Here is a 16,053-nt window from a genome sequence, read left to right on the forward strand (position 1 = left end):
GCGCGGTGTCCGATCCCGAATCCCGGTCGCAATCCGTCGAGGCATTGCTGGCCACAGCGGTGGCCGCGCTCGGCGGCAGCCGGCGCGATGGCCAGGTGCAGATGGCGGCCGCTGTCGCGCGGGCATTCGACACCGGCGAGCACCTGGTGGTGCAGGCCGGCACCGGCACCGGCAAGTCGCTGGCATATTTGATCCCGTCGATCCTGCACGCGATCGAAGACGACCACCCGGTCGTGGTCTCCACCGCCACCATCGCTCTGCAACGGCAGCTGGTCGACCGCGACCTGCCCCGGCTGACCGAGGCGATCACCGGCGCCCTGCCCCGCAGCCCGGAGTTCGCATTGCTCAAAGGCCGCCGAAACTATCTGTGCCTGAACAAAATCCACGGTTCCACCCCCGAAGACTCCGACGAACCCCCACCGGAAGCGCTCTTCGACCCGATGGCGGTCAGCGCACTGGGTCGCGACGTGCAACGGCTCACCGAGTGGGCGTCGACGACGGATTCCGGCGACCGCGACGACCTCAAACCCGGTGTGCCGGACCGATCCTGGTCCCAGGTCAGCGTCTCCGCGCGGGAGTGCATCGGGGTGGCCCGCTGCCCGTTCGGCGCCGAATGCTTCTCCGAACTGGCCCGCGCACGGGCCGGCAACGCCGACGTCGTCGTCACCAACCACGCGTTGCTGGCCATCGACGCGGTAGCCGATTCGGCGGTGCTGCCCGAGCACGAGTTGCTGGTCATCGACGAAGCCCACGAGCTGGCCGACCGGGTCACCTCGGTGGCCACCGCCGAATTGACCTCCGCGGCCCTGGGAGTCGCCGCGCGAAGGATCACCCGCCTGGTCGGCCCGGAACTCCTACAGCGAATGGAGGCGGCCTCGGCCACCTTCGCCTCGGCGATCCACGATGGTCGGCCCGGCCGGATGGATTACCTGGACGACGAACTCGCGACCTACCTCGCGGCGTTGCGCGACGCCGCCGGGGCAGCCCGCTCGGCGATCGAGGCCACCGGCGATGCGCACGCGGCCGCGGCACGCGCGGAGGCCGGCTCCGCTCTGGCCGAGATCGCCGACACCGCGGCACGTATTCTCGCATCGTTCGGCCCCGCCATCCCGGACCGCACCGACATCGTCTGGCTGGATCACGAGGACAACCGCGGTTCACCCAGAGCGGTACTGCGGGTGGCGCCGCTGGCGGTGGCCGAGCTGCTGGCCACCCACGTTTTCTCCCGTTCGACCACCGTGCTGACCTCGGCCACACTGACCGTCGGCGGCACGTTCGAGGCGATGGCCACCGCCTGGGGCCTGTCCGGCACAGCGGAGCCCGACCCCGCACAAAGCTGGCGCGGCCTCGACGTGGGATCGCCGTTCCACCACGAGAAGTCCGGAATCCTTTATGTCGCAGCGCATCTGCCGGCACCCGGGCGCGACGGTTCCGGCTCGGCCGAGCAGTTGACCGAGATCGCCGAGCTCATAACCGCGGCCGGCGGGCGGACACTGGGCCTGTTCTCGTCGATGCGAGCGGCCCGTGCCGCCACCGAGGAGATGCGCGAGCGGCTCGACACCCCGATGCTGTGCCAGGGCGAGGACGGCACCGCCGCGCTGGTGGAGCAATTCCGCGAGGATCCGGCGGCCTCGCTGTTCGGCACACTGTCGCTGTGGCAGGGGGTGGATGTTCCCGGGCCCTCGCTGTCACTGGTGCTGATCGACCGAATCCCGTTCCCGCGGCCCGACGATCCGCTGCTCAGTGCCCGCCAGCGCGCCGTGGCCGCGCGCGGCGGCAACGGCTTCATGACGGTCGCGGCCGGCCACGCGGCCCTGCTGCTTGCCCAGGGGGCGGGCCGGCTGCTGCGACGCGCCGACGATCGCGGTGTGGTTGCCGTGCTGGACTCGCGCATGGCCACCGCCCGGTACGGCCGGTACCTGCGCGCCTCGCTGCCGCCGTTCTGGCCGACCACCGACCCCGCGCAGGTCCGCGGAGCGTTGCAGCGTCTGGCGGCCGACGTCGGCGAGCCGGTCAAGCCAGGGTGACCAGTCCGAGTTCACCGTCTCCGGCCAGCATCGGGTGGCGCGGCAGCACCCGCAGGGTGTATCCGAGGGTGCCCGCCAGCGGAAGCGGCATCGTCGTCGAGAACACCTGATCGCCGCCGGCGGCGCCCCCGGTGTGGGTCATCTCGACGGTATGGGGATCCATCAGTTCGTCGCCGGAATCGAGCCTGCCCAACACCGCCTGCACCACCACGTCGTCCGGTGTCAGCCCCGCGAGCCCGACGGTAGCGCTCAGGGTGAGCTTCGAGCCGAGGATCGGGACGTCCGGCAATCCGGTGCTGTCGACATCGCCGATGCGGACTGCCGGCCAGGCCTCGACCACCCGGCGGCGGTAGGCGGCCAGCTCACGGGCCGCGTCGAAGGCCGCGCCGCCTTCCGGCGCCGCGACAATTGCGCGTCGCGATCGCGCCGCCGGGATGTAGTACTGCTCGACGTAGTCGGTCACCATCCGCGATGCCAGCACTTTCGGGCCCAGCGTCTGCAGGGTGTGGCGCACCATCTCGATCCAGCGCGGCGGTGTGCCGTGTTCGTCCCGCTCGTAGAACGTCGGCGCCACCGAGTCCTCCAGCAGGCCGTAGAGCGCGGTGGCCTCCAGGTCGTCGCGACGGTCCTCATCGGCCACCCCGTCGGCCGACGGTATCTCCCAGCCGTTCTGACCGTCGTACCATTCGTCCCACCAACCGTCGCGGATCGACAGGTTCAGGCCGCCGTTGAGGGCGCTCTTCATTCCCGAGGTGCCGCAGGCCTCCAGTGGACGCAGCGGATTGTTGAGCCACACATCGCAACCCCAGTACAGCAACCGGGCCATCGACATGTCGTAGTTGGGCAGGAAAGCGATCCGGTGGCGCACCTCCGGGCGGTCCGCAAAACGCACGATCTGCTGAATCAGCGCCTTGCCACCGTCGTCGGCCGGGTGCGACTTGCCCGCGACGATCAGCTGGATCGGCCGCCGCTGGTCGAGCAGCAACCGCTCCAGCCGGTCCGGGTCGCGCAGCATCAGGGTCAGCCGCTTGTAGGTCGGCACTCGCCGGGCAAATCCCATGGTGAGCACGGTTGGATCGAATGCCGTTGCAATCCAGCCTAATTCAGCCTCGGAAGCACCGCGTTCCAGCCATGACGCACGTAGCCGGGCCCGGATGTCCTCGATGAGCAGCGCCCGCAGTTGCGAACGGATCGACCACAGCTTGGCGGCGTCCACCTGCTGCACCCGCAGCCATACCGCGGGCATGCTGAACGAATCGGAGCCGGCCAGCTCACGTCCCAGTTGCAGCCAGGGCGGCGCGGCCCAGGTGCGGGCGTGAACTCCGTTGGTGATCGAGCCGATCGGCACCTCGTTCGAGTCGAATCCGGGCCACAGCCCGTTGAACATCGCGCGGCTGACCCGGCCGTGCAACTGCGAGACACCGTTGGCCCGCTGAGCCAGCCGCAGCCCCATGTGGGCCATGTTGAACGTGGCCGGATCCTCCTCAGCGCCCAGCGCCAGCACCCGGTCGACGGCCACCCCGGGAAGCAATCTCGATGAGTCGTCGCCGGCGCCCTCGAGGTACTCGCGCACCAACTCCAGCGGGAACCGGTCGATGCCCGCCGGCACCGGGGTGTGCGTGGTGAACACGGTGCTGGAGCGAACCACCGCCAGCGCGGTGTCGAAGTCCAGTCCCGCATCGGTGACCAGCTCCCGGATGCGTTCGATTCCGAGGAACCCGGCGTGCCCCTCGTTCATGTGGAACACCTCGGGCGCCGGACAGCTTTCGATGGCGGTGAAGGCACGGATGGCACGCACCCCGCCGATTCCGGCCAGCAGCTCTTGCCTGATGCGGTGTTCCTGGTCCCCGCCGTAGAGCCGGTCGGTCACGCGGCGCAGGTCGTGCCGATTCTCCGGGACGTCGGCGTCCAGCAGCAGCAACGGCACCCTGCCGACCTGCGCGACCCAGATCCGCGCCCGCAGCCGTACGGAATCCGACAGCGTCAGCTCGACGACCGCCGGATCGCCCGCGGCGTCGGCGAGCAGTCGCAACGGCAAGCCCTGCGGGTCGAGCGACGGGTACGTCTCGTGCTGCCAGCCGTCGGCGGTCAGCGACTGCCGAAAGTAGCCGGAGCGGTAGTACAGCCCGACGCCGATCAACGGCAATCCCAGATCCGAGGCGGCCTTGAGATGATCGCCCGCCAGGATCCCGAGCCCGCCCGAATAGTTGGGAATGGCCTGGGTGACACCGAATTCCATGGAGAAGTACGCGATCCCGGCGGGCATCGCTACACCGGCGCCTTCCTGCTGCTGATACCACATCGGCCGGCTCAGGTAGTCGTCCAAGTCGGCGGCACGTTCGTCGAGCCGGTGCAGAAACTCCTCATCGAGCGCCAACTCGTCGAGCCGCAGCGGTGTCACCGCCCCCAGCAGCGCGACCGGATCCTGGCCGCAGGTAGACCACAGGTCTGAGTCGATGCTGGCAAACAGGTCCCGTGTCGGGGTATCCCACGACCATCGAAGGTTGGCCGACAGCCGATCCAGCGCACTCAGACGAGCGGGTAGCTGGGCACGCACGGTAAAGCGGCGGAGGGCCTTCACACGTCGGTAGCCTACTGGGGTCCGGGCCGGCCGTGCCGTTGCCCGGACCCGGTTCGGCAACACCGGAATCGCCACGAGTCGGGCGCCCGGGGGGACGGCCGGCCACTAGGGTGAGGACGGGCCGCAGCGAACCGGAGAGGACGGAGGATCGGTGCCCGGTCGTATCGAGATCGATGATGTCTCACCCGTCGTATCCTGCGGTAGGTATCCAGCCAAAGCCGTGGTCGGCGAGGTGATCCCGGTCCGGGCATCGGTGTGGCGCGAGGGGCACGAGGCGGTGGCAGCCACCCTGGCGGTCCGGTACATCGGGAGGCAGTATCCGCGGGCGGCAGGGGCCGAATCGACCCCCGCCCCATCGACCCCGGCCGCATCGACCCCCGAGCAGGGCCGGGACATCCGCCACGAGGGTTCCGAAGAGTTGCGTCTTCCGATGACGATGGGCCCGGAACCATACGTCTTCCACGGCCGGTTCGCACCGGACCGGGTCGGCCTGTGGATGCTTCGCATCGACGGCTGGGGCGACCCGGTACACACCTGGCGCCACGGCCTGGTCGCCAAACTCGATGCGGGACAGGGCGAGCAGGAGCTGTCCAACGACCTGCTCATCGGCGCAGACCTGTTCGACCGCGCGGCGGCGGGGGCGCCGCGCCGCCGCCGCCGGACATTGCTCGAAGCCGCTGCGGCGCTGCGCACTCCGGGCGATCCGGCACCCCGCTGCGCGCTCGCACTGGCACCCGGTATCGAGCGGTTGCTCGCGGAGTTTCCCTTGCGGGAACTGGTCACCCAGGGCGAACCGTTCACTGTCTGGGCGGATCGTCCTGCGGCCCACTTCGGTTCCTGGTACGAGCTGTTTCCCCGGTCGACCGGCGGTTGGGACGCCAACGGGAACCCGGCGCACGGCACGTTCGCCACCGCAGCCGCGGCGCTACCCAGGATCGCCGGGATGGGCTTCGACGTGGTCTATCTGCCGCCGATCCATCCGATCGGCAGGCTGCACCGCAAGGGCCGCAACAACAACCCCGTCGCCACCGTCTCCGATGTCGGGTCGCCGTGGGCGATCGGCAGCGACGACGGCGGCCACGACGCCGTCCACCCGCGGCTGGGCACCATCGACGACTTCGACGACTTCGTTGCCACCGCCCGCGGCCTCGGGATGGAGGTGGCCCTGGATCTGGCACTGCAGTGCGCCCCGGATCACCCCTGGGCCCGCAAACACCGCAACTGGTTCACCGAGCTGCCCGACGGCACCATCGCCTACGCGGAGAACCCACCCAAGAAATACCAGGACATATATCCGCTCAACTTCGACCGCGATCCCGCCGGCCTCTACGCCGAAGTGCTGCGGGTGGTGCTTCATTGGGTCGGCCACGGCGTTCGGTTTTTCCGGGTCGACAATCCGCACACCAAACCCCCCGATTTCTGGGTCTGGCTGATCGGCGCGGTGAAGTCCATCGACCCCGATGTGCTGTTCCTGGCCGAGGCATTCACGCCACCGGTGCGGCAGTACGGGCTTGCCAAACTGGGTTTCACCCAGTCCTACAGCTACTTCACCTGGCGCACGGCCAAATGGGAGCTCACCGAATTCGGCCGGGAAATAGCACGATTCGCCGACTTTCGCACGCCGAACCTGTTCGTCAACACACCCGACATCCTGCACGCGATCCTGCAGCACAACGGCCCGGCGATGTTCGCCGTCCGCGCGGTCCTGGCGGCCACCATGAGCCCGTCCTGGGGTATGTACTCCGGCTACGAGCTGTTCGAAAGGCGCGCGGTCGGCGACGGGAGCGAGGAATACCTGAATTCGGAGAAATACGAACTGCGCCCCCGCGACTTCGCCGGCGCACTCGCCGCAGGGGAGTCCCTGGAGCCGTTCATCGCGGCGCTCAACACCATTCGACGGCTGCACCCGGCATTGCGGCAGCTGCGCACCATCGAGTTCCACCATGTGGACAACGATGCCCTGCTGGCCTACAGCAAGTTCGACCCGGAAACCGGCGACTGTGTGCTCATCGTGGTGACGCTCAACGTGTCCGATGCCCAGGAAGCAACGCTGCGGCTGGACATGGCTGCGTTGGGCATGCAGGACGAGGACCGGTTCTGGGTCCGCGACGAAATCACCGGCGAGGAGTACCAATGGGGGCAGGCCAACTATGTCCGCATCGACCCGGACCGTGCCGTCGCGCACATCGTCAATATGCCGTTGATACCCGAAGAATCCCGAATCGGCCTGCTGTGCGGGCAATGAGCGCCGATGAATCACTCTGACCGCCGCAGCACCGGAAACCTGCTACCTCCCGCCGCCGATGTGGCGCTGCTGATCTGCGGCACCCATCGCGATCCGCACGCCGTTCTGGGAGCCCACGAGTACGGCGACCATACGGTCATCCGGGTGTTCCGTCCGAAGGCGAACAGGGTGGTCGCGCTCGTAGGCGACGAACGATTTCCGCTGCGGCACTTGGATTCCGGCCTGTTTGCCGTTGCACTACCGTTCGTCGACCTCGTCGACTACCGGCTCGAAATATGTACCGACGGCACCGGGCCCCAGGTTGTCGCCGACGGCTACCGGTTCCTGCCCACGCTGGGCGAGATCGACCTGCACCTGTTCGCCGAGGGCCGCCATGAACAACTCTGGGATGTCCTGGGCGCCCACCGACGTAGCTTCACCACACCCGACGGCACGGTCACCGGGGTGTCATTCGCCGTGTGGGCACCCAACGCGACCGGCGTCGGCCTGATCGGTGAGTTCAATGGGTGGAACGGCAACGACGCTCCGATGCGCATGCTCGGTTCCTCGGGGGTGTGGGAGTTGTTCCGGCCCGGCTTTCCCACCGACGGTCTCTACAAATTCCAGGTGCACGGCGCCGACGGGTCGGTTTCAGACCGAGCCGACCCGTTCGCGTTCGCCACCCAGATACCGCCGCAGACGGCGTCGAGGGTGACGGTCAGCGACTACGACTGGGGCGACTCCGCCTGGATCGCCCAACGCGGGCAGCGTAACCCGGTGTTGGAGCCGATGAGCACCTACGAGGTGCACCTGGGCTCCTGGCGACCCGGGCTCAGCTATCTGCAACTGGCCGAAGAGTTGACCGAATACGTTGTCGAACAAGGATTCACCCATGTCGAACTGCTACCGGTCGCTGAGCACCCCTTCGGCGGCTCGTGGGGATACCAGGTCACCTCCTACTACGCACCGTCCTCCCGGTTCGGCACACCGGATGAGTTCCGCGCGCTGGTGGACGCCCTGCACCGAGGGGGAATCGGCGTGATCGCCGACTGGGTTCCCGCGCACTTCCCCAAAGACGCCTGGGCCCTGGGCCGCTTTGACGGCACACCGCTGTACGAACATGCCGACCCCAATCGAGGAGAGCAACCCGATTGGGGCACATACGTATTCGACTTCGGACGACCGGAGGTAAGGAACTTCCTGGTGGCCAACGCACTGTATTGGATCCTGGAATTCCACATCGACGGCCTGCGGGTGGACGCGGTGGCATCGATGCTCTACCTGGACTATTCGCGGCCGGAAGGCGGCTGGACACCGAACGTCCACGGCGGGCGGGAAAACCTGGAAGCCGTTGAGTTCCTTCAGGAGATGAACGCGACCGCCCACAAAGCCGCACCCGGCATCGTCACCATCGCCGAGGAATCGACCTCGTGGCCGGGAGTCACCCGGCCGACGAACCTCGGCGGCCTAGGTTTTTCGATGAAATGGAATATGGGCTGGATGCACGACACCCTCGACTACATCGGCCGCGATCCCATCTACCGCAGCTACCACCATCACGAGATGACGTTCTCGGTGGTCTACGCCTTCAGCGAGAACTACGTGCTGCCGCTGAGCCACGACGAGGTCGTGCACGGCAAAGGCACGCTGTGGAGCCGGCTGCCCGGCGACGACCACACCAGGGCGGCCGGGCTGCGCAGCCTGCTTGCCTACCAGTGGGCGCACCCGGGGAAGCAACTGCTGTTCATGGGGCAGGAATTCGGCCAGCGTGCCGAATGGTCGGAGGAACGCGGCCTGGACTGGTGGCAGCTCGATGAGGACGGCTTCTCCACCGGAATGCTGCGACTGGTGCGCGACATCAACGACATCTATCGCAGCCGCCCGGCATTGTGGAGCCAGGACACCACGCCCGAGGGCTATTCCTGGATCGACGCCAACGATTCGGCGAACAACGTCTTGAGCTTCCTGCGGGTGGGCAGCGACGGCTCGGTCATGGCCTGCGTCTTCAATTTCGCCGGCTGCGAGCACAGCAACTACCGCCTCGGCCTGCCGGTTGCCGGCCGCTGGCGCGAGGTGCTCAACAGCGACGCGGCGGTCTACGAAGGTTCTGGCATAGGCAATCTCGGCGGCGTCGACGCATCCGAGGAACCCTGGCACGGCCGGCCGGCATCCGCGGTGGTCGTGCTGCCACCCCTGTCGGCGCTATGGCTGGAGCCCGCATAGCGCCGGTCGCCGACGTTGTGCCCCGGCGGCACGGTTCAGTAGAGCGCGCTGGCCAGATTACGCCGGCCCGCAACCACCTCGGGATCGGCCGGGTCGAAGAGTTCGAACAACTCGATCAGCCGCGTCCGCACCGTGCTGCGCTCATCACCAAAGGTGCTGCTCACCAGGGCAATCAGCCGTCCGAAAGCCCCCCCAACATCCTGATTCAGGATCTGCACGTCGGCCGCGGCGAACGCCGCCTCGATATCCTCGGGCGCCGCGTCGGCGACCTGGACGGCATCGGGGCGCTGCGCCGTTGCGCGAGTGAGGAAATCGATCTGGCGGATCGCACCCTTGGCTTCCGCGCTGGACTGGTCGGCGTCCAGGATCGCCTGATACGAAGCCCTGGCCGCCTCCAGGTCTCCGGATTCGAGCTCCTCGCGGGCCCGGGCCAACGCCGGGTCGACACCGGCCGGCTCACCGGAACCTCCACGACCCCGCAATTTTCCGTCGGTCGCCTCGAGGATCTTGTCGATCCACTGCTGCAGCTGGTCGGCGGGCTGAGCACCCTGGAAGCTCGAAATCGGCTGTCCGGCAGCCAAAGCCACCACCGTGGGTACCGCCTGCACCCCGAAGACCTGGGCCATCCCCGGCAACTCGTCGACGTCGGCCTCCGCCATTGCCCACTTGCCGTCACTGATCGCGACCATGCCGGCCAGTGTGTCGAACAACTCGACGCACACGTCGCTGCGCGACGACCACAACAACACCACTACCGGAACCTCGTCGGACCGGTTGATCACCGCGTCTTCGAAATTGGCCTCGGTGAGCCGGGTGACCCCGGGACCGGCGGCCCCGCCCGGGGCGGGGACGGCGCCCCTGGCCGGAGCGGAACCCGCGGCGGCATTCTGTTGAGCACGTTGTTTGAGACCGGACAGGTCGACCGCACCGGCCAACGCTGGCCCGATCGGGGGCCGGGGACGTGTCACAGCGTCGATCTTGTCACGCCGGTCGCCGCACCGCTCGACCCGGTGGCACAGAACCACCACCCGCCGATATGAGCAATCTCACACCGACGGCCAACCCCACCGGACCAGGGGCGGTCAGCAAACTCCGGCGGGCCGCCGAAGGTTAGCCGGCCCGCAGGATCAACGCGTCTCCCTGGCCGCCGGCCCCGCACAGCGCAGCAACGCCGTAGCCGGTCCCACGGCGCGCCAATTCCAGGGCCACGTGCAGTGTGATCCGGGCGCCCGACATCCCGATCGGGTGTCCGACGGCGATCGCGCCGCCGTCGACGTTGACGATTGCCGGGTCCACCCCGAGTTCCCTTGTCGAGGCCAGCGCCACCGCGGCGAACGCCTCGTTGATCTCCACCACGTCGAGCTGGTCCACCGAGATGCCCTCCCGGCCCAACGCCTTTTTGATCGCGTTGGCCGGCTGCGACTGCAGTGTCGAATCCGGTCCGGCCACCACGCCGTGGGCGCCGATTTCTGCCAGCCAGGAAAGCCCCAGGGCCTGGGCCTTCTCCTTGTTCATCACCACCGCCGCGGCCGCACCGTCGGATATCTGCGACGCCGAACCCGCGGTGATCGTGCCCTCGCGGCGGAACGCCGGCTTGAGGCCGGCCAGCGAGTCCGCGGTGGTGTTGGCGCGAATGCCCTCGTCTTCGCGGAACTGCACGGGATCTCCCTTGCGCTGCGGGATTTCCACCGCGACGACTTCGTCGGCGAATACGCCGTCCTTCCAGCTCGCGGCCGCCTTGCGGTGCGAGGCGGCGGCGTATTCGTCCTGTTCCCGGCGGGTGAACTTGTCGATGTCGTTGCGCTGCTCGGTCAGTGCCCCCATCGGCTGATCGGTGAAGACGTCGTGCAGCCCGTCGTAGGCCAGATGGTCCAGGACGGTGACGTCGCCGTACCGGTAGCCCGACCGGCTGTCCATCAGCAGATGCGGCGCCCTGGTCATGGATTCCTGGCCGCCGGCCACCACGACGTCGAATTCGCCGGCTCGAATGAGCTGGTCGGCCAGGGCGATCGCGTCGATGCCGGACAGGCACATCTTGTTGATGGTCAGCGCCGGCACATCCCATCCGATACCGGCCCCGACTGCCGACTGACGGGCGGGCATCTGCCCGGCTCCGGCGGTCAGAACCTGGCCCATGATCACGTACTCGACAGTCGAGGCCGGCACGTTGGCCTTTTCCAAAGCGGCCTTGATCGCGATGGAACCCAGATCGCTGGCGCTGAAGTCCTTCAGCGATCCCATCAGTCTGCCGATGGGAGTTCGTGCCCCAGCAACGATCACCGACGTGGTCATCACACCTCCTACGAGCGCACCGCCAGGCTGGTCCGGCCAACCCGGGGAAGCGGCTTCTCTGCCAAGAGGTTACCGTTGTGTTGTGACCACCGATCAAGCTGAGGCCCGCTCGGTACTGGCTAACTCGCTGGTAACCGGACTCGATCACGTCGGAATCGCCGTTGCCGATCTGGATGCCGCCATCGAGTGGTACCACGACCACCTCGGCATGATCCTGGTGCACGAGGAAGTCAACGACGATCAGGGCATTCGCGAAGCAATGCTGGCGGTCCCGGGAACCACCGCCCAGATCCAGCTGATGGCTCCGCTCGACGAATCCTCGGTGATCGCCAAGTTCATCGACAAGCGCGGGCCGGGCATCCAGCAGCTCGCCTGCCGGATCAGCGACTTGGACGCCATGTGCGAGCAGCTGCGATCGCAGGGCGTCCGACTGGTCTACGACGCCCCGCGGCGCGGGACCGCGAACTCGCGGATCAACTTCATCCACCCGAAGGATGCCGGCGGAGTTCTGATCGAGCTGGTCGAACCGGCTTCGCGCGCAATCGGCTAGGACCACCTGCGGGTCGGACCGCGGTTGGTCCGGTTTCCCCAGCACGGCGTGTGCCAGTGCCGTCGCTCATCGACCCCTGCCGCTGCCCCTGCCCCGACTGCCGCCTCGGTCTGCCACACCACCACATGCGCGGTCCCAGGGCGGATTTCGTGATCGCACCCGGGACAGCGGTAGGTCTTGACCGCCCGTGCCCCCGGGATCGGACGCACTTCGTACTCGTAGCCGTCCGGCCCGGTTTCCACCCGACGCGGCATCGCCGGCCAGGAGTCCGGCCGCCCGCGTGACCGTGATCCGCGAGACTGCTTGCGACGGCGAGGCATCCGAGGTTCCCGGGCCTCAGAACAGCCGGTATTCGTCGTTGTCCAACCCACGCATCTGGTCGTAATCCAATGTCAGACAACGGATACCGCGATCGGTGGCCAAGGTGCGGGCCTGCGGTTTGATCTGCTGAGCGGCGAAGACCCCCTTGACCGGGGCCAGCACCGTGTCACGATTGAGCAGGTCCAGGTAGCGAGTGAGCTGCTCCACACCGTCGATCTCGCCACGTCGCTTGATCTCCACGGCGACCGACCCGCCCGTCTCGTCGCGGCACAGCAAATCGACCGGACCGATCGGGGTCATATACTCCCGGCGCACCAGGGTGTACCCCTGGCCCAGCAGCTGGACATGCTCGGCCAGCAGCGCCTGCAGGTGGGCTTCCACTCCGTCCTTCACCAGCCCCGGATCGACACCCAGTTCATGGATGGAGTCGTGCTCGATTTCCTCGACGGTGATCCGCAGCTGTTCGCCGGCTTTGTTCTCGACCACCCAAACCCCACCGGGCACTTCGGTCAGCCAACACGGCGGGCTCATCCAGTTCAGCGGCTTGTAGGCGCGGTCGTCTGCATGCACGCTGACCGAACCGTCGGCTTTGACCAGCAGCAACCGGCGTGCCGACGGCAGATGCGCGGTGAGCCGGCCCACGTAGTCGACGGTGCACTGGGCGATGACGAGACGCACCCGACTTACCTTAGAGCCCCTGCCGGCGGCCCCGGGAAGCAGCGCACCCGGCCGGCCTCATCGGACACCCCGGCCGCAACCGGCCCGCGGCGGGGCAACCGGCGCTGACCGGCCCACAGACCACAATGTCGGATTTCCGCTAGTCATCGCGACCCGGGGGTGTCATTGTCGGAGTGTGCACGAGGATTTCCAGCGGTGTTACCGGGCGGTGCGGGCCAGAGACCGGCGGTTCGACGGCTGGTTCGTCACCGCGGTCCTGACCACGCGGATCTACTGCCGGCCGAGCTGCCCGGCCCGGCTGCCGCTGGCCCGGAATGTGCGATTCCTACCGTCGGCGGCCGCCGCGCAACGTGCGGGCTTTCGCGCCTGCAAGCGGTGCTGTCCCGACACCTCCCCGGGGTCACCCGAATGGAACACCCGCGGTGACGTCGTCGCGCGCGCAATGCGCCTGATCGCCGACGGAGTGGTGGACCGCGACGGGGTCACCGGCTTGGCTACCCGCCTCGGCTACACCGCCCGCCAGATCGAACGGTTGTTGCAGGCCGAGCTCGGCGCCGGCCCGATCACGTTGGCACGTGCCCAACGCCTGCAGACCGCCCGGGTACTGATCGAAACCACCGATCTGCCGTTCGGCGACGTCGCCTTCGCCGCGGGGTTCTCCAGTATCCGCCAGTTCAACGACACCGTGCAGCTGGTCTGCGCCAGTACCCCAACCGCATTGCGCAAGCGAGCCACCACCCGATTCGGCGCCCCCCCGGCCTCGGCGGGGGTGGTTTCGCTGCGACTGGCAGTCCGGACACCGTTCGCCTACGAAGGTGTGTTCGGCCATCTGGCCGCCACCGCGGTGCCCGGCTGCGAGGAAGTCCGCGACGGCGCCTTCCGCCGGACGCTGCGCCTTTCGGCCGGCGCCGGCCTGGCCACGCTGACGCCGGCATCCGATCATGTGCGCTGCCTGCTGGTGCTCGACGATCTGTCGGACCTGACCGCGGCAATCGCCCGGTGCCGCCGCCTGCTGGATCTCGACGCCGACCCAACGGCGGTGGCCGAGGCGCTCGCCGCAGACCCTGCGATGGCGCCCCTGGTTGCCAAAGCACCCGGGCAGCGCATTCCCCGCTGCGTCGACGAAGCCGAACTGGCCGTGCGGGTGGTCCTGGGTCAACAGGTGTCGACCAAGGCCGCCCGCACCCACACCCACCGGCTGGTCGCAGCCTACGGTGATCCCCTGGCAGATCCCACGGGCGGGCTGACGCACGTCTTTCCGTCGATCGAACAACTCGCCGAGATCGATCCCGCCCGGCTGGCCCTCCCGAAGACACGCCAAGAAGCGCTGCGGGCACTGATCAGCGGCATCGCCGGTGGCCGCGTCGTCCTCGACGCCGGATGTGACTGGGTGCGCGCGAGACGGCAGCTCCTCGATCTGCCCGGAATCGGCCCCTGGACCGCGGAGATGATCGCCATGCGCGGGCTGGGCGACCCGGACGCATTCCCCGCCGGCGATCTCGGCGTCAAGCTGGCCGCCGAGCGATTCGGGTTGATCGGCCGGCGAGGTGGTCTGGCCGAATACAGCAACCGTTGGCGACCGTGGCGGTCCTACGCCGCCCAGCACCTCTGGAGCACCCTCGACCACCCTGTCAACCGGTGGCCCACTGCCACCCGACTTCCCCTGGAGATCCCATGATCGGCTTCCGCACCATCGACAGCCCGATAGGCCCGCTGACACTGGCGGGACGCGGCGACACGCTGACCAATCTCCGGATGGTCGACCAAACCTACGAGCCCAGCCGCGCCGAATGGAGGCTGGACAACAGCGCGTTCTCCGACGTCGCCAGACAACTCGACACCTATTTTTCAGGCCGGCTGACGGAATTCGACATCAAACTCGAATTGCGCGGCACCGATTTCCAGCAACGGGTGTGGCGGGCGCTGCTGACCATTCCCTACGGCCAGACTCGTACGTACGGCGAGATCGCCGAGCAGATCGGGTCCCCCGGGGCCGCACGTGCCGTCGGATCGGCCAACGGGCACAATCCGGTATCGATCATCGTCCCCTGCCACCGGGTAATAGGGGCCGGCGGAAAACTGACCGGATACGGAGGCGGCCTGCGCCGCAAACAAACTCTGCTCGACTTGGAAAGCGGGGTGATTCAGCTCGCTTACTCGCGAGCGTAACGCCACAGCCAAATCCGGAGCCCGAAACCGCAACCACGTTACGCTCGCGAGCGTAACGCCACAGCCAAATCCGGAGCCCGAAACCGCAACCACGTTACGCTCGCGAGCGATTCGCAAGATGCGCGGCGCCTGCTGCCCGGGTGACCGCATACACAAAAACACCCCCAACTGAATGGGGGTGTTTTTGTGTATGTTCGGCGGTGTCCTACTTTTCCACCCGAGAAGGGCAGTATCATCGGCGCTGACAGGCTTAGCTTCCGGGTTCGGGATGGGACCGGGCGTTTCCCTGTCGCTGTGGCCGCCGTAACTCTATTTATTTGATGCGAACAAGTTGTTCTGGTGGCAGGGTGTGGTGTCCACGGCCGTGAAGCCGGGGAACAGATAGTGGTTGCGATTTGATTTGTGTTGGTAAGTTTTCGGCCGGTTAGTGCCAGTTCCCTACGCCCATTACTGGTGCTTACAGGTCTGGCCTATCAATCCCGTAGTCTGCGGGGGGCCTTATCCCTCTAAAAGGGTGAGAAGCCTGGTCTTGGAGAAGGTTTCCCGCTTAGATGCTTTCAGCGGTTATCCTGTCCGAACGTAGCTATCCAGCGGTGCTCCTGGTGGAACAACTGGTGCACTAGAGGTTCGTCCGTCCCGGTCCTCTCGTACTAGGGACAGGTTTCCTCAAGCTTCTGACGCGCGCGGCGGATAGAGACCGAACTGTCTCACGACGTTCTAAACCCAGCTCGCGTGCCGCTTTAATGGGCGAACAGCCCAACCCTTGGGACCTGCTCCAGCCCCAGGATGCGACGAGCCGACATCGAGGTGCCAAACCATCCCGTCGATATGGACTCTTGGGGAAGATCAGCCTGTTATCCCCGGGGTACCTTTTATCCGTTGAGCGACACCCCTTCCACTCGGGGGTGCCGGATCACTAATCCCGACTTTCGTCCCTGCTTGACTTGTAGGTCTCGCAGTAAAGCTCCCTTGTGCATTTACACTCAAC

11 protein-coding genes and 2 rRNA genes are annotated in these 16,053 nt (G+C 67.3%); 6 read left to right on the forward strand and 7 right to left on the reverse strand.

Translation table 11 applies throughout. The features are described from left to right. Nucleotides 1-5: 5 nt before the first annotated feature. Nucleotides 6-2,027 (forward strand): ATP-dependent DNA helicase, encoded by a 2,022-nt coding sequence (locus ACK5M9_RS09970; RefSeq protein WP_416893002.1) that lies wholly within the window; start codon nucleotides 6-8, stop codon nucleotides 2,025-2,027. Here ACK5M9_RS09970 and glgP read toward each other — a convergent pair. Then, nucleotides 2,014-4,608, reverse strand: a complete 2,595-nt coding sequence (glgP, locus tag ACK5M9_RS09975) for an alpha-glucan family phosphorylase (RefSeq protein WP_416893003.1) — start codon at nucleotides 4,606-4,608, stop codon at nucleotides 2,014-2,016. The genes ACK5M9_RS09970 and glgP overlap by 14 nt on opposite strands. A gap of 151 nt (nucleotides 4,609-4,759) precedes the next feature. Between glgP and ACK5M9_RS09980 the strand changes: the two genes are divergently transcribed. Together ACK5M9_RS09980 and glgB are read left to right on the forward strand one after the other, a co-directional pair. Beyond that, nucleotides 4,760-6,853 carry an alpha-1,4-glucan--maltose-1-phosphate maltosyltransferase gene (locus ACK5M9_RS09980; protein ID WP_416893004.1) on the forward strand — a complete coding sequence of 698 codons (2,094 nt, stop codon included), beginning with the start codon at nucleotides 4,760-4,762 and terminating at the stop codon, nucleotides 6,851-6,853. Between the two features lie 6 nt (nucleotides 6,854-6,859). Further along, the gene (glgB, locus tag ACK5M9_RS09985) at nucleotides 6,860-9,055 is read left to right on the forward strand and encodes a 1,4-alpha-glucan branching protein GlgB (protein ID WP_416893005.1); all 2,196 of its coding nucleotides are present in this window, start codon (nucleotides 6,860-6,862) and stop codon (nucleotides 9,053-9,055) included. Nucleotides 9,056-9,090: 35 nt separating this feature from the next. On the opposite strand, the gene ACK5M9_RS09990 is transcribed toward glgB, so the two are convergent. Continuing rightward, nucleotides 9,091-10,023, reverse strand: coding sequence for a co-chaperone YbbN (locus ACK5M9_RS09990; RefSeq protein ID WP_416893006.1), 933 nt, complete (start codon nucleotides 10,021-10,023; stop codon nucleotides 9,091-9,093). Between the two features lie 142 nt (nucleotides 10,024-10,165). Then, the gene (locus ACK5M9_RS09995) at nucleotides 10,166-11,347 is read right to left on the reverse strand and encodes an acetyl-CoA C-acetyltransferase (protein ID WP_416893007.1); all 1,182 of its coding nucleotides are present in this window, start codon (nucleotides 11,345-11,347) and stop codon (nucleotides 10,166-10,168) included. Nucleotides 11,348-11,429: 82 nt separating this feature from the next. Here ACK5M9_RS09995 and mce point away from each other — a divergent pair, with 82 nt between their 5' ends. Beyond that, nucleotides 11,430-11,897, forward strand: coding sequence for a methylmalonyl-CoA epimerase (gene mce, locus ACK5M9_RS10000; RefSeq protein WP_416893008.1), 468 nt, complete (start codon nucleotides 11,430-11,432; stop codon nucleotides 11,895-11,897). On the opposite strand, the gene ACK5M9_RS10005 is transcribed toward mce, so the two are convergent. Together ACK5M9_RS10005 and nucS are read right to left on the reverse strand one after the other, a co-directional pair. Then, nucleotides 11,894-12,217, reverse strand: a complete 324-nt coding sequence (locus ACK5M9_RS10005; RefSeq protein ID WP_416893009.1) for a hypothetical protein — start codon at nucleotides 12,215-12,217, stop codon at nucleotides 11,894-11,896. The genes mce and ACK5M9_RS10005 overlap by 4 nt on opposite strands. Nucleotides 12,218-12,233: 16 nt before the next feature. Next, a complete protein-coding gene (gene nucS / locus ACK5M9_RS10010) occupies nucleotides 12,234-12,896 on the reverse strand; it encodes an endonuclease NucS (protein ID WP_416893010.1) in 663 nt (220 codons plus the stop codon). A gap of 175 nt (nucleotides 12,897-13,071) precedes the next feature. Between nucS and ACK5M9_RS10015 the strand changes: the two genes are divergently transcribed. Together ACK5M9_RS10015 and ACK5M9_RS10020 are read left to right on the forward strand one after the other, a co-directional pair. After that, on the forward strand, nucleotides 13,072-14,574 hold the full coding sequence (locus ACK5M9_RS10015; protein ID WP_416893011.1) for an AlkA N-terminal domain-containing protein: 1,503 nt from the start codon (nucleotides 13,072-13,074) through the stop codon (nucleotides 14,572-14,574). Beyond that, complete coding sequence (locus tag ACK5M9_RS10020; RefSeq protein ID WP_416893012.1) at nucleotides 14,571-15,065, forward strand: methylated-DNA--[protein]-cysteine S-methyltransferase; 495 nt, start codon at nucleotides 14,571-14,573, stop codon at nucleotides 15,063-15,065. The genes ACK5M9_RS10015 and ACK5M9_RS10020 overlap by 4 nt, the downstream gene beginning before the upstream one ends. 192 nt (nucleotides 15,066-15,257) lie before the next feature. Here ACK5M9_RS10020 and rrf read toward each other — a convergent pair. Further along, nucleotides 15,258-15,371 (reverse strand): 5S ribosomal RNA (gene rrf / locus ACK5M9_RS10025). Nucleotides 15,372-15,469: 98 nt separating this feature from the next. After that, a 23S ribosomal RNA gene (locus tag ACK5M9_RS10030) occupies nucleotides 15,470-16,053 on the reverse strand; the annotation flags it as partial.

It is taken from the genome of Mycobacterium sp. (assembly GCF_047975165.1).
GTDB lineage: Bacteria > Actinomycetota > Actinomycetes > Mycobacteriales > Mycobacteriaceae > Mycobacterium.